Source organism: Paenibacillus sp. 1SOY10, assembly GCF_056836745.1.
Window position 1 is genome coordinate 120,457 of record NZ_JBXENK010000001.1, and the last position, 20,645, is coordinate 141,101.

17 protein-coding genes are annotated in these 20,645 nt (G+C 53.0%); 1 reads left to right on the top strand and 16 read right to left on the bottom strand.

Annotated features, from left to right (window positions below):
- Positions 1 to 34: 34 nt before the first annotated feature.
- A complete protein-coding gene (locus AC1VOR_RS00575; RefSeq protein ID WP_482615082.1) occupies positions 35 to 3,094 on the top strand; it encodes a X2-like carbohydrate binding domain-containing protein in 3,060 nt (1,019 codons plus the stop codon).
- 70 nt (positions 3,095 to 3,164) lie between these two features.
- Here AC1VOR_RS00575 and AC1VOR_RS00580 read toward each other — a convergent pair whose 3' ends face one another.
- From AC1VOR_RS00580 to AC1VOR_RS00655, 16 genes are all read right to left on the bottom strand, one after another.
- Positions 3,165 to 3,773 carry a TetR/AcrR family transcriptional regulator gene (locus AC1VOR_RS00580; RefSeq protein ID WP_482615084.1) on the bottom strand — a complete coding sequence of 203 codons (609 nt, stop codon included), beginning with the start codon at positions 3,771 to 3,773 and terminating at the stop codon, positions 3,165 to 3,167.
- Positions 3,770 to 5,146: an MFS transporter gene (locus AC1VOR_RS00585; RefSeq protein ID WP_482615086.1), complete on the bottom strand. Its 1,377-nt coding sequence runs from the start codon at positions 5,144 to 5,146 to the stop codon at positions 3,770 to 3,772. Before AC1VOR_RS00585 ends, AC1VOR_RS00580 begins: the two co-directional genes overlap by 4 nt.
- 202 nt (positions 5,147 to 5,348) lie before the next feature.
- Positions 5,349 to 6,749, bottom strand: a complete 1,401-nt coding sequence (locus AC1VOR_RS00590; protein WP_482615088.1) for a glycoside hydrolase family 32 protein — start codon at positions 6,747 to 6,749, stop codon at positions 5,349 to 5,351.
- A gap of 120 nt (positions 6,750 to 6,869) precedes the next feature.
- The gene (locus tag AC1VOR_RS00595; protein WP_482615089.1) at positions 6,870 to 7,670 is read right to left on the bottom strand and encodes a hypothetical protein; all 801 of its coding nucleotides are present in this window, start codon (positions 7,668 to 7,670) and stop codon (positions 6,870 to 6,872) included.
- A gap of 53 nt (positions 7,671 to 7,723) precedes the next feature.
- Complete coding sequence (locus AC1VOR_RS00600) at positions 7,724 to 8,782, bottom strand: suppressor of fused domain protein (RefSeq protein WP_482615091.1); 1,059 nt, start codon at positions 8,780 to 8,782, stop codon at positions 7,724 to 7,726.
- A gap of 222 nt (positions 8,783 to 9,004) precedes the next feature.
- Positions 9,005 to 10,978, bottom strand: coding sequence for a putative Ig domain-containing protein (locus tag AC1VOR_RS00605; protein ID WP_482615093.1), 1,974 nt, complete (start codon positions 10,976 to 10,978; stop codon positions 9,005 to 9,007).
- 200 nt (positions 10,979 to 11,178) lie between these two features.
- On the bottom strand, positions 11,179 to 12,408 hold the full coding sequence (locus tag AC1VOR_RS00610; protein ID WP_482615095.1) for an NAD(P)/FAD-dependent oxidoreductase: 1,230 nt from the start codon (positions 12,406 to 12,408) through the stop codon (positions 11,179 to 11,181).
- Entirely contained in the window at positions 12,405 to 12,737 is a 333-nt protein-coding gene (locus AC1VOR_RS00615) for a (2Fe-2S)-binding protein (protein WP_482615097.1), read from the bottom strand. The genes AC1VOR_RS00610 and AC1VOR_RS00615 overlap by 4 nt, the downstream gene beginning before the upstream one ends.
- Positions 12,738 to 12,739: 2 nt before the next feature.
- Positions 12,740 to 13,012, bottom strand: a complete 273-nt coding sequence (locus AC1VOR_RS00620) for a (2Fe-2S)-binding protein (protein WP_482615099.1) — start codon at positions 13,010 to 13,012, stop codon at positions 12,740 to 12,742.
- 13 nt (positions 13,013 to 13,025) lie between these two features.
- On the bottom strand, positions 13,026 to 14,462 hold the full coding sequence (locus AC1VOR_RS00625) for an aldehyde dehydrogenase family protein (RefSeq protein WP_482616360.1): 1,437 nt from the start codon (positions 14,460 to 14,462) through the stop codon (positions 13,026 to 13,028).
- A 26-nt stretch (positions 14,463 to 14,488) separates the two neighbouring features.
- A complete protein-coding gene (locus AC1VOR_RS00630; RefSeq protein WP_482615101.1) occupies positions 14,489 to 15,379 on the bottom strand; it encodes a dihydrodipicolinate synthase family protein in 891 nt (296 codons plus the stop codon).
- A gap of 46 nt (positions 15,380 to 15,425) precedes the next feature.
- On the bottom strand, positions 15,426 to 16,451 hold the full coding sequence (locus tag AC1VOR_RS00635) for a proline racemase family protein (RefSeq protein ID WP_482615103.1): 1,026 nt from the start codon (positions 16,449 to 16,451) through the stop codon (positions 15,426 to 15,428).
- Between the two features lie 27 nt (positions 16,452 to 16,478).
- A complete protein-coding gene (locus AC1VOR_RS00640) occupies positions 16,479 to 17,480 on the bottom strand; it encodes a proline racemase family protein (RefSeq protein WP_482616361.1) in 1,002 nt (333 codons plus the stop codon).
- 2 nt (positions 17,481 to 17,482) lie between these two features.
- Positions 17,483 to 18,679, bottom strand: a complete 1,197-nt coding sequence (locus AC1VOR_RS00645) for an NAD(P)/FAD-dependent oxidoreductase (protein ID WP_482615104.1) — start codon at positions 18,677 to 18,679, stop codon at positions 17,483 to 17,485.
- Between the two features lie 19 nt (positions 18,680 to 18,698).
- Positions 18,699 to 19,769 (bottom strand): M24 family metallopeptidase, encoded by a 1,071-nt coding sequence (locus AC1VOR_RS00650; protein ID WP_482615106.1) that lies wholly within the window; start codon positions 19,767 to 19,769, stop codon positions 18,699 to 18,701.
- Between the two features lie 42 nt (positions 19,770 to 19,811).
- Complete coding sequence (locus tag AC1VOR_RS00655) at positions 19,812 to 20,642, bottom strand: carbohydrate ABC transporter permease (RefSeq protein WP_482615108.1); 831 nt, start codon at positions 20,640 to 20,642, stop codon at positions 19,812 to 19,814.
- Between the last annotated feature and the right edge of the window lie 3 nt (positions 20,643 to 20,645).

The following is a 20,645-nucleotide window of genomic DNA, read 5'->3' on the forward strand; positions in this document are numbered from 1 at the left end:
TGTAACAAAACTATTTTACGGAGGGTGAAGATGAATGGTACGCAAAAGAAGAAGTTCATTCGCTACTGTTTTACTGCTCGCTGTAACACTGATTGGAACGTCTTTCTTGCAATGGACCCCTACCGCCCATTCCGCTCCTAGTGAAGACTACGTTTGGAAAAATGTAAATACGGGTGCGGGAGGCGGATTTATTCCTGGCATTATCTTCAACGAATCCGAGGAAGATTTGATCTACGCTCGCACAGATATTGGTGGTGCGTACCGCTGGAATCCTGGTGATAACAGTTGGATTCAACTGACCCGTTTCGTCGGTTGGGACGACTGGAACAAGAACGGAATTGATGGTTTGGCCACAGACCCGGTAGACCCTGACCGTTTGTATTTGCTAACCGGGATGTATACGAATGAATGGGATTACAACAACGGAAATGTGCTGATCTCCACCGACCGGGGGAATTCCTTTGTTGCTTCTCCCCTGCCCTTCAAGGTCGGCGGCAATATGCCGGGCCGCTCCATGGGCGAACGTCTGGTAATAGACCCTAATCGCAACAATATTCTCTATCTTGGTGCGCGTAGCGGCAACGGCTTGTGGAGAAGCACCAACTATGGACAGACGTGGAGCAAAGTTACTAGCTTCCCGAATCCGGGTACTTATATTCCTGTCCCTGGCGACTCCTACCAAGGGGATATTATGGGCATCGCCTGGATTGCCTTTGATCGAAGCACGGGCTCTCCTGGCAGTGCCACACAAACGATTTATGTAGGCGTTGCCGACCCGTCTAACAATATCTTTCGCAGTACAGATGGCGGAGTAACTTGGCAGGCGGTTCCTGGTCAGCCTACCGGGTTCCTCCCTCATCACGGTGTGCTTGCCGCCAACGGTACGTTATATGTCAACTACAGCAATGACGTCGGCCCATATGGCGGCAGCAAAGGACAAGTCTGGAAGCTGGATACGTCTACCGGTGTCTGGACGGAGATCAGCCCGGTTGATTCTGATAGCGAGGACAACTGGTTTGGTTATGGTGGCTTGGCCGTTGATCCGCAACAACCGGACACGCTGATGGTATCTTCCATGAATGCGTGGTGGCCGGATGAGAAAATTTTCCGCAGCACAGACGGCGGCGCTACCTGGACGTCCATCTGGGACTGGAATGGTTTTCCGAGCCGTACTCTGCGTTACACCCAGAATATTTCCGCGGCGCCTTGGCTGGATTTTGCTGCCAATCCTGAGCCACCAGAAACGACTCCCAAGCTGGGCTGGATGATCGGTGATATCGAAATTGATCCGTTTAACTCCGACCGAATGATGTACGGTACCGGGGCTACGCTGTACGGAACCAACAATCTGACGGCTTGGGATAATGGCGGCAAAATCAATATTTCCGTCATGGCCAAGGGCATTGAGGAGGAAGCCGTGACCTCGCTGCTCAGTACCCCTATCGGCCCTGAGGTCATTAGCGGTGTACTCGATGTCAGCGGCTTCCGCCATGATGATGTAACTAAGGTTCCATCCAAGATGATGATCAATCCAAAGAGCACGGCCAGCATGGACTATGCTGAACTGGATCCTGCATTCATCGTCCGGGTCGGTACCTATGATACCAACTACCCGGATCAGAAGCTGATCGGGATCTCCCGGGACAGTGCTAGCAACTGGTATTCGCCGAACAGTCAGCCATCCACCCAGAAGGGTGGCGGAACGGTAGCCCTCGCTGCTGACGGAAGCTCCATCGTCTGGTCGATGGAGGATGCCGGTGTGCAATACTCCAGGACCGGTGGCAACTCCTGGTCGGCCAGCACGGGACTACCGGCCGGAGCCAAGGTGGCCTCGGACCGAGTGAATAAGAACAAGTTCTATGCAATCGGTGGCGGTACCTTCTATGTAAGTACAGACGGAGGGGCCTCCTTTACACCTACGGCTGCCTCGGGGCTACCTGCTACCGGTAATGTGAAGGCATTGCCCGGTACGGAGGGCGACATTTGGCTGGCTGGGGGTAGTGCCGATGGCGCCTATGGACTTTGGCATTCCACCAATTCAGGAGCCACCTTTACCAGATTGGCAAATGTTGAAGAAGCAGACGTGGTTGGCTTCGGGAAGGAAGCCCCTGGCCGTAGCTATAAAGCCATCTATACCAGCGCGAAAGTTGACGGTGTCCGCGGGATCTTCCGCTCCATCGACGCCGGAGCAAGCTGGGTGCGAATCAATGATGATCAACATCAGTATGGGGTGACCAATTCGGCTATCACGGGCGATCCGAAAGTATTCGGCCGCGTATATCTGGGTACCAACGGTCACGGTATCGTTTACGGAGATCCTGTAAATGCTACACCGAACCCGGATCCGGATGAAGACTCCGTGATTACTCCGCTAACCGCTCAGTTTGATAAGCATAATCCGGCAGCTATTTCTGTCGCGTTGACCTTAAATGGAAATACACTAACTGCAATTCGCAATGGCAGCAACGCTCTTGTGTCCGGCACGGATTATACCGTATCCGGGACCACGGTTAGCATCAGTGAGAATTATCTGGCTGCGCAAGCGCTCGGTTTGACTCACTTGACCTTTGTATTCAGTGCAGGCAGTCCCGCAACTTTAGGGATTACCATCAACGATACCACGGAGCAGCCGCCTGTCACTGGAGACATCAAAGTCCAGATGTTTAATGGGTCACTGGGCAATACCGTAAATACCTTGAATCCACGCATTAAGCTGACAAATACGGGTAGTAATGACATCGATTTGTCGGCTGTACAGATTCGTTATTATTACACGAGCAACGGGAACCAGGACCAGCAGCTATTCGTAGACTGGTCATCGGCAGGAACCGGCAACGTGACGGGTACCTTCGCGAAGCTGGATACAGCCAAACCGACGGCCGACACTTACGCTGAGTGGGGCTTCACTAATGGAGCGGGAGTTCTTGCTGCCGGGCAAAGTATTGAGATTCAGACCCGTATCTCCAAGACGGACTGGACCAACTATTCACAGTCGGATGATTATTCCTTCAATGCTACAGCTACGACTTATGTAGATAGTCCGCTCACACCCGCGTATATCGGGGGTACGTTGGCCTGGGGGTTGGAGCCTTAGGAGTCAAACAAGCTATAATGATTAGCTCATCATCAACCTATTCATTCCTATAGCATAAGTAAGGCCTTCACTAGGGCGTTAATGCCCGGGTGAAGGTCTTTACACTTTCAACGATAAAATCCTCTAATGATACGTTTGGGAAGTTAGCCCCACTGTCCAGATGGTTCAGAAACGCGCCATAATGCATGGTGATAAAAGCAAACGCCTGAATTTCAGGGTTCACCTTGATCAGCTTTCCTTGTTCAAACATGGTATGAAAGTAACGGGTTAAGAATTCCACCAGTTGTCTGGGGTGCTTCATCGTTTTCGCACGAAATCCCTCCAGGTAATCCCCTTCCTTAATGCTAATCATAATCATTTTGCGGTTACGGTTCATCATGTCATGATACGTTTGAGTAATTAAGGTCAAGTCGGCTTGCAAATCCCAAATGATTCTCTCCTTAAACAGCTTGGTCATTTCCTCGGTATAATGAAAACGATCAAAGGCTGTTTCGAGAAGATTCAGTTTGCTGCCAAAATGGCGGAACAATGTTTTTTCGGTGACCTCGGCAGCCGCCGCGATCTCTTGCGTCGTAACGCCCTTATATCCCTTTTGCGAAATGAGATCAATCGCTGCCAGCAGCAGCTTGTCATGGGTGCTTTGTCTTGGGCCTCCACCCCCGCGCTTGCCGTCACTCATACTTCCTTCCCCTCCTTAGGAAATGAATGCCCTGGCGCTCTCTTCTGCATGGAGCGTCTGAATTGGAAATAATAAAGGAGTGTCATGGATGCAACCAGCACCGCGAGTACAAGGAACACGTTGCTATATACAGAGGTAGCTCCTTGATGATGATCAAGCACCTTCCCGATCACCGCCGTAGATACAGCGCCCGCGATGAAATTAAGCATGGATAGTAGGCCCATTCCGATCCCCACCTGCTCTTTGGATAAAGTCTGTGAAATCGTATTGGATAACGAGATAAGCATAAGCGATTGGCCAAGAATCCCGAAAATAAGGAAAAAACCAATAAAGAGGGGCGACATTCCGGCGACCATGGATAAGCAAAGAAAACCAATCATGAGAAGTGCCGAGGCAATATAGAGTAGAAAGGCATTCCCTTTCCGATCCGCCAGCCTTCCTCCCACTCGCCCGAAAAATGCTGTGATGAGAGCAGATGGCAGCATGACCAGCCCAATCCAGGCAGGCGATAAATCGTTCAGGGCGGCAAGGAGTTGCGGCATAATAAATGGAACACTGAAGCCGATAGCTACCATAATGAATGTGATGAATATCCCCAGTGAATATAATTTATTCCGGAAGAGCTCCGGGTTAACAAAGGGACTGGCAGCATGGCGAATTCTTAAAATGAACAAGATCAACGCTACTGCACCGGACAGGAGGAAATAAATATTTGTATTGGTTAAGGCCAGCAGCAAGAAGGCAACACTGCCTGCCAGAAGAACACCGCCCACATAGTCAATCTTCTGATTCAGGCCTGTTTGATCATCCAGATATTTACGATAAAAAGGCAGCGTGATCAAGGCCAGTAAAGGAATGGCGAACAGGAACTGCCAGCTCAATGCGCTGGTGACGAATCCTGCGATAATCGGGCCAAGGGCGGCTCCCAGAGAGGTTCCGATGGCGGTAGTGCCCAAGGCGCGTCCCCGCTCCTTCGGCAGGAAATAGCGAACAGGGATAATCATGCTTAATGCCGGAATAACCGAGGCTCCAGTGGCTTGAACAATACGAGCCATAATGATCATCCAGAACTGGGTTGCCATCATGCCGAGCACAGAGCCAGCAGCCAGTAGCAAGAGTCCAAAGGTGAGTAGGTCCTTTAGCTTGTATTTATCGGTTAGCTTGCCGAAGGTGACCGTGCCAATGGCATAGACGATTAGATAACTGGTAACAATCCAGCTTCCCTGTGAGGCCGAGAGGTTCAACTCCTTGCTAATTGCGGGCAAGACCACATTAAACATTGTTCCGTTCATGACGGAGATAATTAAAGTAAACACCAGTACACGAAGCAGTACCGGGCCATTGTTTCTTGGTGTGTTATTTGTAGTGTTCATGTTTTCTCCCCATTCATGACTATCTTTTGAAGTAATGTCAGTGCTGACTGACATTTATCATCTTAGTTGCCTTTGTGTATTTTGTCAATGGCGAGGTGTTTTTCAGCCGTGGCTGAATATCAGCATATGCAAAAGAAAGTGCGGCAATCTTGCCCGCACTTCCCCCTGAAATCTATAACTTTTCGAATCCTCACGAGTTTGCTTAGTCTACGGTACCAATCTCCGCAGCTTGCATTTCCCAAATGTCCATACTTGCTACATTTACTTCACCTTCGGAGGTTAACAGAATGCCATGGCTATCCTCCAAGGAAGGATACACTCTGGCCGTAAGACAAACCTCATCATTAACAAATACCTCGATCACCGATTGGTCTGCAAAGATTCGCAAGCGCAGCGGCCCTCCTTCATCCTCTTGGGGCAGTTCGCCTTTCACCGAAGTCTTGTTGACTTTGTAGAATTGGCTGGATTGCGATCGATCAATGCAAATTGAGCCTTTCGCCAAATCCAGTCGTACATCCGTATGCTCCAGACCACTGGAGGAAGCAAATAGGGAAAGGATCAGGTTCCCGTTCTCCAAGGCGCCCTTCTCCAGCTTCAGCGAACATTCAAACGAGGTCGAATGCACCTCCGTATCCACCGGGGTTTGCCCTACGTCGATGTTTTTAAAGCCATAATGCCTACCTCTCAGCTTTTCTATCTCGGGCACAGGCGACATCGTGATGCTGCCATTGGACTTGAGGTTGACCACTCGCGGCAAGGCCAGCACTCCCGCCCAATTCAGCCGCACTGGGAAATTATCCCCTCGACCTTCCGGAATCCAGCCGTGCATGATCTTGCGCCCCTTCTCATCCACGAACCCTGTAGAAGCGTAATAGCCTTCCCAGCCGCCATAGTCCACCGTGCCGTGTCTTACGACATCCGTCAATTTATCCTCGCGAATCGTGCCTGTTATATAGCGAACAGGGCCGCTTGGAGAATAGAACAATACGACTCGATCATCAAAGCGGAACAGGTGAGGACATTCCCAAATCTCTTCGTCGCCGCGGTGGAAGATACCTTGGAAGGTCCATTGCTCCAAATCATCGGAACGATAAATCAAGCTGCAACCCTTATCTTGATAAACCCCGCCAAGCAGCATACGCCAGCCGTCCCGCTCTTGCCAGACATAGGGATCTCTCCATTCCGTAACCTCTACATCTCCATGCAAATCCAGGCTTAACGCTGGATGGTTCTCGGATTTATGCCAGTGGAGAAGATCCTTGCTCCTCGCGGTCCATTGCTGGGCCCCGGTCTTGGCATTTCGCTCTCCATCCCCGATGCTGGTGTAGAATAACATCACCTCATCCCCCTGAATGACAGAGCATCCCGAGAAGCAATGCTCTTCCTCCAGATCCGTTGAGGGAGCCAGAGCGATTGGCAGATGGCTCCAGTTAATCAAGTCAGGGCTCTTGGCATGCCCCCAATGGATGTCGCCCCACTTCGCAGCATGGGGATTATGCTGATAGAACAAATGATATTCTCCGTCTTTTTGAAACGGGCCGTTCGGATCGTTCATCCAGTGCTGTGGTGCTGTAAAATGGTATCTTGGCCTGTAATTGTCCATACATCATCGCTCCTTCATTTCGGATAACTGATGGATGCTGTTAACACACCAAACAACCTCATATTCATTCTCTATACATTGTAATAAACCTTTTTTTATTCAATTCAATCTGATTCTTCATTAGAGATAGGGTCCAAAATAATGATTCATCCACTCCGCGGAATAGCCATCCTCGCCCCGCCAGGTAGCCACAGACATAAAGTCGGTCCCACCTCGTCCTCGTTCCTTACGGTATCGATCGGTGGATTGCAGCAGGCCAGCATAACCCCAGATTTCCAGCACGAAATCCCGCTCATACTGATTGGCCTTGAACAAGTCCTTCCAACGCTTCTCTAATTGCCTTGCCGCATCCTTATCTGAACAGTCTTCAATGGCCTGCACCATGCTCTTTAGTATGGCGATATCCTCATTCGTGACATCCAGATCTTCTTCCCGGCTCAATAGCTCCAGGTCCAATAGACAGTAAAGCAGGCGGTTTAAACGCACCCCGCCCCATTTGCTTCGTTCAAAGTTAAGCACATTAACATCCACATTGACATATTGCTCGTCGGACATCAGCATTCTCTCGTTGCAATCATGACAAGAGGAGTAATGCATCTCCTCGGCCTTCCGCTCTTCAAACTTATGTACGGGCAGATCATGCGTTAACGCAAAGCTGGACAAGGCGCTGCGCAAATAAACCTTGCGGGTGGACAAGCTATGTAGAAAGGCACGCACTACCTTTTCCTTGGTAATCTTATGTTCATGCAGTTCCCTTAGCTTCAGCACACATTCATCATGCGTTATGGTCACCGGGTCGAACATGACTCCCTTGCTCTTGGCATATTCAAAGTCTTCATCCGTACAGGAGGGACCGCCAGGCTTCCAGCGGCCGCCAGCCCAATAAGTGTTGTGCAATATCTTTTTAGCTTTGGCATCCATAGACAGCGCTCCTGATATTAATACGTCATAAAATCCTTATACAATGGGGCTTATTAGCCAATAGTTGAAACTACATTTCCTTCCTGATCCTTGATGTAAGTTTTTACGACTTGAATAATCAGTCCATCATAAGCGGATAATTGGACCATTCCTTCTTTGGCTTGCAGCTTCTGGGCCAGCTCCGTGGACACTGCATCACTTAGATGTACTTGGAACGCTTCCCCGCCCTTCTCATAGGACGTAGCTTCGGCCGGTTCCAGGATAATCTGACAATCGCGGCTGGCCAAGGTCAAGTCCTTGCCCTTCAGCAGTCTTCCTCGCAGTAGCTTCCCTACCGTTTCCGCCTGCTTGGCCCCCATCGTCAGCTTGGCTGGCGTCTTGCGAAACAGCTTCTTCTTGCCAGGCTCAAAGCCTAGCTCATCGACAAACAGAAATCCCGTATTGGAGCCATCGCGTTCAATGCCCTGCTCTACAGCCTCAGCAACGGCAGGAATTTGCAGCATGGAATCTCGGGATAAATCGGTGACATACCCTGGAATAACGGATTGCCCCGCTTCCAACAAGCCGACGGTGCTCCAGGTTTTCATAGCTTCAAGCTCATCCCCTGAAATGCCGACCATTTGCAGAAATTCCACTCTGCCATTGGCAGTATGTATTGGCGGAAGCGCCGGGTCCTCTGTGAAGGCCAGCGCTGTGAGCAATGTGTCTGCACCCAGACAGATAGGCCCATTCGCATCCAGATAGTCGCCGCCCACAAAGATATTTCCACTATTAAAGACATAACGTCCCATATTTTGTAGCAGGTTCAATGCCCACATCGGAGGTTCTTCCTCATCTGCTTGCCTTGCTACGCGAAAGGTAAGCTCAAATCCATAGCCGCTGTACATCATATTTTCAGATTCTTTGCTATACAGCTCTGAGAAGCCAAAGGTGACAATATGCCAATGCGGAACCGGATGCGTGGCTTTATAGGCGCTAAGTCCGTCGAGCGGGTCATTTCCTCCAAGCTGATAAGGGAGTGAAGTCCCGTAATGCTTAGGCACCTGTCCCCCGTATAAACGCTTCATTTGCTCTTCTATCGCGTCCCAACCCACTGCAACATCCTCGCTCATGTACATCCCTCCACATTTCTGGTCTGATTTCATCCAGTATAAGGCTCCCTCAGATTTACAATCAACCATATAGCTTCGTGGAATGGGAAAAGGCTTCCTTCGTCCTATCTCGAATAGACCCATTGGCATAAATACCCGAGTGAGCCAATGGGTCTACATTAATTAAAAGAGGAATACCCAATCATTGGGTATTCCTCGATGTAGTGCACACAGGCCATAATTTTAGTTCGTTCCCAGTACCTTCCACTGCTGAATGCCTGTAGAGAAATTCGCCTTGGCCTGAATCAGCAAACGAACGCGGGTGGTCGTGACAGGGTCAAAGTTCGTCACATTATATTGATTCCCAAGTACTCCGTAGGCCGATGGATTCGCCACTTGCCTCCAGGCTGCGCCATCCCAATATTGAATCGAGAAGGATGCGGGCAGATCGATGCCCTGATCATCATCGAACCAGTACACCTCACTGGAAGACACGGTTACGGGCTGGGCAAAATCGTATTGTACCCATTGCACCGTTCCGGGGTTATCCCAGTTGCCATATACCGGATGTCCCCGGTCAGCCGAACTTACTGGCTCATACCCGTCATTAAGCCCGGTCAAGCTCTCCCAAGCAGATACATACGAGGTGGAAGCAGTAGCTGCCAACGCGACATTCTCAACCGGGTTCCCCGGATTGCCTCCCTGACCCACGTTGATTGTGAACTGTTTGTATACTGGGGTACTCATTTCATCATAATCACGAAGCTGAACCGTAAAGTTGTAGCTTCCTTGGGCACTGGCGGATACGGTACCTTTAATTTCGCCGGTGAAGCGGTCTAGCGTAAGTCCGCCGGGTAGCGACCCTGACGTAATGTTCCAGTCATAGAACGGAACGCCACCCTCCGCCTGCAGCTTCGCCAGATAGCCATCCCCTGGCGAGGCGCTTGGAACTGTCGTGCTCTTGATCGCAGGGCTAAGGAACGGCGTTAGCGTACGATCCAGCTTCCAGCCTGCCTTTTCGGCAATTAGTAACGTCAGCTTTGTCAGCATCCAGCGCTTATTGTGAAAGAGATGATCACGTCCGCCACTTTGACCACTGATTCGATCCCAATATTGGGAATCTCCAGGAATGTGATAGGTGTTATCCAAGGGAACCGCATTCCCTTGATAGGCCACGATGTTGGCTGCATTTCCCCCACTTTGCTTGTATTGAGCCATCCCTTTCCAGCTATCCGAGAAGGCCAGGGCATGACCGAACTCATGCATAATCAGACCATGCACGTCCGTAGAGGTATTGGACATTTCCGTCAAATACCATAGTTCATCATCCAATGAAGCAAATGGTGTGGCGGTATCATAAAAATCAAGAATCGTCAGCAAGGAGCGGTGAATGTTGTCTGGAATCGTCACTCCGTTGCGTTTGTGATAGTTGCCGTTATTGGCGGGTCCGCCAGTGGAGTACGGGCCATTCAGCCCTCTCAAGTAAATCCACATCCCGTTATAGGCCTCGTTATTGGTGACCTGAATATGGTTGGTGAAGCCATCTCCGGGCAACCAGGTCGTTTCTGCAAAGGCGGGAACCGTATCGAAAGGCTCCATATCGAAGAAATAGAACCAGTCCTTAATGGCCTGTTCACTCACTTCCCGAATATCCGGGTCGCTGAAATAAGGCTGGATATTATCGTATCTGTAATCGAACTTCAGCGGCAAGCCAGGCTCGCCGTTATCATCCTGATCCAGTACACGAATAGGAGTCGTTTGTGTACGTACGGCGCCATTGGCTCCCGTTGACGTCAGCTCTAGCGTGTAGTGCTCAATCTCCCCATTCCCTCCAATACGGTCAGGATGGATTTCGAGCAAGAAATCTCTGCTTTGACTGCCGTTCTGGAACGAAAGTGTCTTCTGTGCGCCAGTTGCGCTCAGCGTACTCGGCCGATCCATCATCAGGCGGGAAGTTCCTTTTGCCTTAATCGTCATCGTCAACGGGTAGGAAGCATTTTGCGGTGGAACCACCTTCAGCTTCACATAGGGGTTGGCGATATATCCCTGCCAATCTACCAATTCTACGCCATAGTCATTCAGGGTTCTTCCGAAAATATCAATGATCTGGGCATCATCGCTGCTTTGTTGTGGTGAGTTCGTCTCGGCCGCAGCCGGGAAAGCGAATACCGAAAGCATTAACGCAACACTAAGCCATACCGAAATCCATTTTCTCATGTTCATACCCTCTCCAATTCATATAATGATCTCTTGTGAGTGCATATCTCCCTGCGCGCTCTATCGATGATAGATTCATAGACATCGATGCTTTACGATACGGCTACGATTGCAGCTTGGTGCGCCCCTTTTCACTAAAATGAAACCCACTCCGCTTCCTGCCCGAAGGGTAGGTGGAGACCGGGATCTACCCGCAACCGTCATGATTGCTGCTCCTGAAACGCTCTGAATTTCTGGTAAATACGCTCTCTCGCCAGTGGAATACCCGTCTGAAATTGAATTAACGCGGAGTTACGTGCCTGAGATACCTCGGCCAGCCCATCCTGCAGCAACTTGTCAGGATACTCACCCAATCGTCTCATCTTGCTGCATATGGACAGACCTGCCAGCCGCCCTTGAGCCATGGCCACCTGTGCACTTTCAATGCCGGTAATATTACCGGCCACATACAAGCCCGCCAGCGGCGTTCTCATCTGCTCGTCGTGCAGCGGAATATGCCCACCTAGTTCAACGGCAAAGTCAAAGGGACAGCCGGCGACTGCTGCCAGTTCCGCCAGCGGATACAATCCTCCAGCCAACGCTACGAAATCCACCTTCTCCTCCCGCTCTGTTCCGGCGATGATCTTCCCGTCATCTGTCAGGTCGGCCAGCCTGACCGACTCTACTTGATGCTGGCCGTTAATCGAGACGGCAGCCGTGCGAAGCATCAGCGGAACGCCCCAGATGTGCAGGCCTTTACGCGGCAGGAACCGTAATACTACGTGGGCCAAGCCAAGGGAGCTGGCCAGCCTTCCCCCGAGGCGTAGCAGTGGAGTAGGAGCCAGGGCCGCCAGGCCCAGCAGTCGCTTGAGCTGTTGTCTCGGGGCAGCGTCTGCTCCGGCCAATGGTCCAGGAGACGGCAGCACGATGCCGGCCAGCGTCACTCCGCTGACCGCCAGCTCGCGGGCAATGGCCAAGGCCAGCATATTCGCACCGATGATTAGCCCCCGCTCGCCGGGCTTTACATAATGCACATTTGTCATCACCTGAGCCGCGCCGATGGACATGACGCCAGGCAGGGTCCAGCCTGGGCAAGGACAAGGAATTTCGGCCGCGCCCGTTGCGATTAGTACATTAGTAGCCGACTTCGTGCCTTGTGTTGTGCGAAGGAGCCAGTGATGATCTGCCCGGGTTATGCCGTATACGGAAATGCCGCAGCAGATATCCACGCCCAGCCCTGCACACTCTGCGAATAACCGCTTGGCCTCTAATTTTCCGACCCACCAGGCGCCGTTCTCCTCATGGAATTGTCCCAGCATACGCCCGCCGGGCTCGGGGAACTCATCCAGCACGAGGACGTTAAGTCCATAACGGGCGCTGACAACAGCCGCAGATAAACCAGCCGGACCAGCACCTACAATGAGCAAGTCAAGGGGCAACGGCGATGTCACGTCAGCTTCCTCCCCATGATCTCATTGGGGAGCTGGGGCCCTTCGGCTAGCTGCATATTGGCTTCCAGCGGGGTCAGGCAGGCGCGAATGGATTCCTTGCCCTCCACAAGCAAGCGGCATTCTATGCAGTGCCCGATGGCACAATACAGTCCCCGGGGACTGCCCGATTCTTCATGCCGCCGCCATATGCGAATCCCCGCAGCAAGCAGCGCGGCGGCTACGGGTTCCCCTTCCAGACCTGTGAGCATCTGTTCATTGAACGTAAAGGTTACCTCTTGACGCGAATCTTCCCGTGGCCCCAAAATCGGGTGATTGACGATTCGCTTCATAGCTAACCCTCCTCCTTTGCCAATTGGCCGAAGGTCACCGGGCGAATGGGCGGGCGATACGCCAGCAATTCGGCATCTGGTAACGACCCAGGAGCCTGGGCATGAACCCAGGTCTCCAATAATTGCCGGCAAACCCGCCCTTGGCACGCCCCCATGGTGGAGCGGGTCTTCAGCTTGAGCTGACGTGCAGTATGACAGCCTGATTTATAAGCCTGCTCTAGCTGCCCTACGGTCACTTCTTCACAGCGACAAATCATCAACGATGAAGGATGCATAGCAACTTCCTCCTTAGAAATAGCGAATGGCACAGGTTTTCAGCCCCGTGTAGAAGTCCAGAGCGGCTTGACCCTGCTCTCTTGTATGGGAGCTGGACAGCTTCAAGCCACCAAAGGGAGACTGATATTCCACTCCTGCCGTCTCCTGGTTCACGCGAACCATGCCCGCCTCGGCTTCCTGAAGAAAGCGGTGGGCATGGGCCAAATCACGAGTAAATAAGGAAGCGCTCAAACCATATACAGAGGCGTTGCACAAACCGACAGCCTCTTCAAAGTCCGCCGCTTCCAGGACGACAGCTACCGGTCCGAAGATCTCCTCTTGTACCAGCGGATGCTTTGCCGTCAGCCCGGCGGCGACCAGAGGACGGACGTAGTACCCTGCCAAGCCGCCGGCCGGGTCTGGGCCTTGGGCTAAGATCTCCGCTTGCTCCAAAGCCATCTGGACGTAGGAATTCACTGACTGCTGCTGACTGGCAGAGGATACGGGTCCAAGATAGGCTTCCGGGTCCAGGGCCGGAGCCAGCCTGAGCTTGACAACGGCCTGCGCCAAAGCTTCGGTAAAGGCAGCATAAATGCCTGATTGCACCACAATGCGGCTCGTCGCTGTACACTTCTGCCCGGCCGAGCGGAATGCACCGCTGACAATCAACGGAACGGTCTGCTCCAAGTCTGCGTCGTTGAGCACGACGGCGGCATTTTTGCCGCCCATTTCCGTCTGATATTTGATGTTACGTCTCGCGCATACTTGGGCAATATGTGTCCCGGTCATCGTAGACCCCGTAAAACTCACCGCATCTACATCCCCTTGCTCGAGCAGCGGCCCGCCGATGACACTCCCTTTTCCAATGACCAGATTGATAACGCCGGGAGGAAGCCCCGCCTCGGCAAAAATCTCGGTCAATCGGGTAGCCGTCAAAGAAGCCGATTCGGCAGGCTTCCAAATGACGGTGTTCCCACAGATCAGTGCCGGGGCAATCTTCCAGATGGGGATTGCGACAGGAAAATTCCAGGGCGTAATCACGGCAACTGTCCCTAGCGGCACCCTTCTTGTATATTGCAAGACATTGGCCTCGCTGGAAGGAATCACCGCGCCCTCTGCGCGGACACCCTCTGCGGCATAATAACGCAGCAGATGAACCCCACGCATCACTTCCCCACGCATTTCGGTTATCGGCTTGCCCATTTCCCGGCTGGCCAACTGTGCGACCTCGCCCAGCTTGGCCTCCAGTGCCGCCGCCAACCGATGCAAATGCTCGGCCCGAGCCGCTCCCGTCAGCCGGGACCAGGTAGTGAAGGCAACGCGAGCCGCTTGCCCCGCCTGCACGGCGGCAGCACCGTCTGAGAGATGGAGCAAGCCCACCTCTTCGTGGATGTTCGATGGATTGATCACAGCGGCCACACCAGCCGCAGGCAGACTCCAATCACCACCAATCCAATTCCGGCTGTGCATCTGCATCACATCCTCCCTCCCTTGTCTCAATCCGTAATAGCTTCACGTTGTCCTGTAGCCAATTCGAAGGCTTGCTTGATGCTTGCATAATCTGGACTAGGCAGAGGCAAGCGTGGTGGTCGGGTCGATCCGACCGGGAAGCCCGCCAGCTCCATCATGTACTTGATGGATTGTACAAGCTGTGGGCTGGCATCGAAGTGGAATAGCGGAAGCAATTTGCGGTATAAAGCCGTTGCTTCCTGAACCTTGCCTTGCTTCGCCAGTTGGAATAGTTCGACTCCTTCCTTGGGCAAGGCATTGGGCACACCGGAAATCCAGCCCGTAGCACCGAACAACACGCCTTCCATAGCAACATCATCCACCCCGATCATCACGTCCAGATTCGTTTGTGTCTGAATATCATGTACGCGGCGGATATCGCCAGAGAACTCCTTCACGGCCACGATGTGCTCCAGCCGGGATAATTGAGCCAATAGTGGCGGTGTCAAGTCCACCTTGTAATCATGCGGGTTATTGTAGGCAATAATCGGAAGTCCCACCTCATTGAGCGCCTCATAATGGGCAATGACCTCATGCTCCAGCGGTCGATAATTGATGGGAGGCAACGCCATAACGCCTGCCGCGCCCGAAGCCTTGGCATGTTTTACCCAGCTTACGGCCTGCCGTGTAGAGGGCGCTGCCGAGCCAACCACCACAGGCACGCGTCCACCCGAGGCTTCAATGACCGTTTCAACCACTTTGGCCCGTTCCTCATCACTCATGGTGGCATATTCCCCCAGAGACCCCGTTGGGACCAAACCGTGAATGCCTTCCCCAATGAGCCAATGGCATAGCTCGATCAACCGCTGATAATCCACCTCATGATTCGCCGTGAATGGTGTAACAAGAGCCACGTAAACTCCTTCGAACTTCGGCATTGCGAAACGCTCCCCTCATATTAAATTAATGATATGAATCATTCACCTAGTAAAGTGTAAATCCTTCCGCGAACGGATCAGAAGGATCAAGCACAAAGTTCATGAAGCCCAGAACATAGGCATTCCCTGTGATCTGCGGCAGCACGGCCTGACAGCCATAAGCGGTCGTTCCCGCCATAATCTTGCCGCAGACCTCGCCTCCGCTAATCCCCTGGTACAGCACTTCTTCCCCCGGATGGAGCAAGCCGCGCTTCTGCAGGACCGCCAGATGTGCGCAAATCCCTGCTCCACCGGGGGAACGATCCACCTGTCCTCCCGCAAATACGGACGTACTATCATAGGTGCGTTGCTTCTGAACAGTAGGGATGGTGGCAACCGCTTTACGATAAAAAAATACGCCGTATATCCCATCTTTCCAGCCTGGCAACGGGTGCTTCAAGCTATGCCGTGCTTCTACTTCCCTACGGATGGTACCCTCCCATTCCCGTAGCCATGCTAACGGAACTGTACTCGAATCGCTCCATATTGAAGAGATATCCACCACCGCATAAAACTCTCCGCTATACGCAATATCCACGCGCACTTCGCTTCCTTGAAGACAGACCAGGATTGGACCCGCATAGGCGAGGCTGGGGACACTCTGTACGATGACCGAGCCAACTTCCTGATCGCCGGTAGACTTGATAATGGCTCTAACGCTCCCCGCCGGACAATCAATCTTCAGTCCAACTGCCGCTTCTTCAGGACTGAGTTGTCCCGTAGCCAGCCAAGCGGCAACCACTCCGAATATGCCCGTCCCGCTAATGGCCTCCTGGCCTTGCTGGTTCATGAACAACAGGCCCAGCCTGGCTCCCTCTGTCATGGGGGCGGTCACCACCGCTCCGGTCATCCCGTAATGTCCCCGAGGCTCGGCTAACAGCAATCTTCTTGTTGTATCGTAGTGCTGGCGGAAATCCTCCCCTTTCTCTAGCAGCGTATCTCCCGTCAACGGGGGCAGGCCACCGGTAATAATTCGCAAAGGCTGGCCCCCGGCATGTATATCGATCGCCCCGTACCATCTTTTTAATTGCATATCCTGCCTCCGCAACTATGAAATAAGCTACTTCAGGAAAAAGCCACGATTCAGTGCATCCTGCTCTTGCCAAACAAATTGGTGGAAGCCCGTGATCCAGGCCGATCCGGAAATCCGGGGGACGATCGCGGGATAACCCCCTACGCTTGATTCCTCCACTACCACGGCCCGAAATAGCGAGCCTACAATGCTCTCATGCACGAATTCCTCTCCCAGCCCGATCTCCTTCCTGGCATAGAGTACAGCGATCTTGGCCGAGGTCCCCGTCCCGCAGGGAGAGCGGTCAATTCCGCCGGGAGGTACAACCACGGTATTGCGGCAATGTGCCTGTGGAGACACCGGCTCGCTGTAAAACTCAATGTGAGTTAGTCCGCGAATCAGCGGAATTTCAGGATGCACAATCTCCAGCTTCCGATTGATTGCTTCTCGTATGGCGATGGCTGTGCGAATAAGTTCTGCTCCCCGCTGGGGCTGAAGCTCCAGCCCTAGTGGGCGAGCGTCAACTAAGCCGTAGAAGTTCCCTCCATAAGCAATGTCCACGGATATTTCCCCGTGCTCCTCCAGTTCTACCCGTACCTCTTGCTGGTATAAGAAAGAAGGAATATTTGTAAAAGACACCTCCCGAACCTTGCCAGCTTCAATCACAAGCCGGGCCTCGACCAGGCCTGCCGGGGTATCCAGCCGCAACAGTTCTGTACTCTCTGGGTATAACCCGCCCTCAACCAGCGCCGTGCAAAGGCCAATCGTGTCATGTCCGCACATCGGCAAGTATCCGCCAGTTTCGATGAACACGACACCCACGTCTGCTCGTTCGTCACAAGGTGAGGTGAGCACGCAGCCGGACATGACCTCATGTCCACGCGGCTCCAGCATCATTGCCGTCCGGAAATGATCATAATGACGGGACATGTAGTCCATCTTCTCGGTCATCGTCTTGCCTGGCAGTTCCGGTGCCCCGCTGATGATAGTGCGGGTCGGATTGCCCCCGGTATGGGTATCAATCGTATGGATCATCCTTGAAAATTTCATGCTCATCTCCCGGCCTCCCCGCAGCCAGCGAGGCGGAAGCGGTCGTAACGCAGCGGCTCTGACGGAATACAGGTGTCCGGCGCTCCACGTAGCATTTCGCTCATCAGCTTCCCAGTCACCGCCGCAAGGCTGATGCCATCGCCTTCATGCCCGGCAGCTACGTACAGGCCGGGAACTTCGTCAATGGCTGACACAATGGGAAGATGATCCGGTGTCCACGGCCGGAGCCCGGCATAAGTACGCAACAGCGGAATTTGCTCCAGCGCAGGATAGAACCGGATGGCTCGTTCCGCAATCAAACGAATGACCTCCTGATCAACGCGGGTATCCATCCCCACAAACTGACGGCTTGAGCCGATGAGACAATTTTGCGAGGCCGTGGGTTCGTATACCAGAGCAATGCCGTATTGCTCAAACCGGGCATCGACCTTGCGCTCTCCACCAAACTTGCTCAGCAAGTAGCCAAATTCCATCACCTTGCGTGTGCCCAAGTTCACCGAGCGAGAAGCCACCAGAATATGTCCCTTTCTGGGCTCAATGGGAATATCTATGCCCGCCATACTGCCGATCTGCTTAGCCCATACTCCCGCAGCAATCACCACATATTTGGCATAAATGGGTCCGGCGGTCGTCTCCACCCCCTTGATGCGCTTTCCTGCATCCAGAATCAGCGACCTTACCGGGGTATGCGTACGCAGTTTGGCCCCGTATCGCTGTGCGGTTGCAGCCAAGGAGTAAGCCAGCAGCACCGGATGAACGGTGGAATCGGTGGCGCATTCCAGACCCCCAAGCAGATCATCTGCCAAATAAGGGGATTCCTCCTGCAACTCCTTCCGGTCCAGCAGGCGGAAGGGCAATCCAGCTTCCTGCTGGCGGGACACCCAAAGGGCTGCGGCCTCGATCTCCTCCTGCGTTTCACAGACGAGGATGCTTCCGGGCGCGCGGTACTCAAATTCCTCATCAAGCTCCTTGGCCCAATCGGCCACCAAGGCCTGCGATATTAGCGACATCTGACTGTCGAAGCCTGGTTCCTTATCGATCGCCAGAATATTGCCGTCACATTTCGAAGAAGTACCACCAGCAAGCTCGCCACGCTCCAGCACGACGACATCCATGCCGGATTTAGCTGCATAATAAGCAATGGATAACCCGATGATGCCCCCGCCAATGATGGCCACTTCTGCCGTTTCTTCATTCATCGTCGCCCCCTCCTTCCCTCTACAGTAGGATGAGCTCCTTGTTGGATGTGGTCAGTACCTCAATTCCCTGCGCGGTAATCAGCACATCATCCTCGATGCGGACACCGCCGAAGTCAGGGAGGTAAATTCCCGGCTCCACCGTCATGACCATTCCTGGCTCCAGTACCTCTTGCGTGGACTGAGATAGACGCATAAGCTCATGAATTTCCAGACCAAAGGCGTGACCCAGCCCATGGCCGAAGTAATCGCCATACCCGTGACTGGCGATACAATCCCGGGCCAAGGAGTCTCCCTCCTGTCCGGTCATCCCCGGCTTAAGCCCCTTCAGAGTGGCCTGATTCGCCTCCAGCACAACCTGATACATCTCCCGGTGCCGCATGGTTGGCCGTCCAATGAAGACGGTCCGCGTCAAATCCGAGCAATATCCTTCGTAGCTCGCTCCAAAATCCATGGTCACGAACTCGTGCAAGCCCAGCTTTTTATCGCTAGCCAGGCCATGAGGCAGTGACGAACGCACCCCGGAAGCGATAATCGTCGGGTAAGCAGAGGACACGGCACCATGGGTTCGCATGAAGTATTCCAATTCAGCGGCGATGTCCCGTTCGGTCACCCCCGGCTTGAGATAACCCAGGATGTGATTGAAGGCCTGGTCCGTAATCTCCACCGCCTTGCGAATGTACTCCTGCTCTCGCTCATCCTTTCGGCTGCGTAACTTCTCAATAAGATGTTCCGTGGGAACGAGCTCAATACCGGGAAGCTGCTGCTGGTAAGCCTCATAACTCCCATAGGTCACTTGCAGCTTCTCAAAGCCCAAGCGTTTCACACCTGCTGCGCTTAGCTGCTCCCGGATCCACTCCAGAGGATCACCCGCTGCTTGCACGACCTCCATTTGCTTTGCCTGTTGCAGAGCTTGGCGAGTATAACGGAAGTCCGTGACCAGCCAGGCGCGGTCGCGCGTAATCACAACCGTCCCCGCAGTTCCGCTAAACCCCGTTACATAACGGCGGTTATAGGGACTTGCGATCAGCAAGGCGTCCAACCCCTCGCGACCCATTACTTTCCTGACTTCCTGTAGGCGCCTGGCTTCCATGATCTGCACACTCCCCTCAACCCATACAGTTTTGTTTTCTGTTTATCCCTTCATCCCCGTCAACGCGATGCCTTCAATAAAATAACGTTGGCCGATGAAGAAGACCACGATGACGGGCAGGATCACGACGGTCGAAGCCGCCATCAGCAGATGCCACTGGGCACTATGCAAGGACTGAAACATTTGCAGACCTAACGCCACGGTGAATTTTTTCTCTTCGTTCAAATACACCAGTGGCCCCATAAAGTCATTCCACGTATTCATGAAGGAGAACAAACCAATCACGATAAGCGGTGGCTTTGACAAAGGGATAATCACTCGGGAGAATACCGTCCAGGGCCCGGCACCGTCTACATAAGCGGCTTCATCCAAATCTCTGGGGATACTGGAATAGAACTGCCGCAGCAGAAAGATGTCAAAGGCCGAGCCGAACCAAATTGGTAGAATTAGCGGAACATAGGTATTGATCAGACCAGCGAACTTCCAGCCGATAAATGTAGGGATGAGCGTTACAGCGCTGGGTAGCATCATGCTGGCCAGCAATAAGCCGAAGAAGAACTTCTTCCCCGGCCAGTTAAGCCGGGCATAGCTGTAGGCTCCCAACGAGCTGCCAATCAGCGCACCCATCAGGCATAACAGCGTGATCGTCACCGTGTTGCGAAAGAAGCGGAAGAAATCGATGGTTGTCAGTGCTTCTACATAGTTCTCCCAGCGAAATGGAGACGGAATCCACCTGGGCGGCATCTCGAAAATTTGCATCGAGGCCATCAGTGAGCTGCGCACCAGCCAGAACAACGGGAGCAGGCAGAAGCACGCCCCGACCAGCAGCAACGTATATACAATGATTTGCGAGATGAATCGGGTTCTGCGCATCGA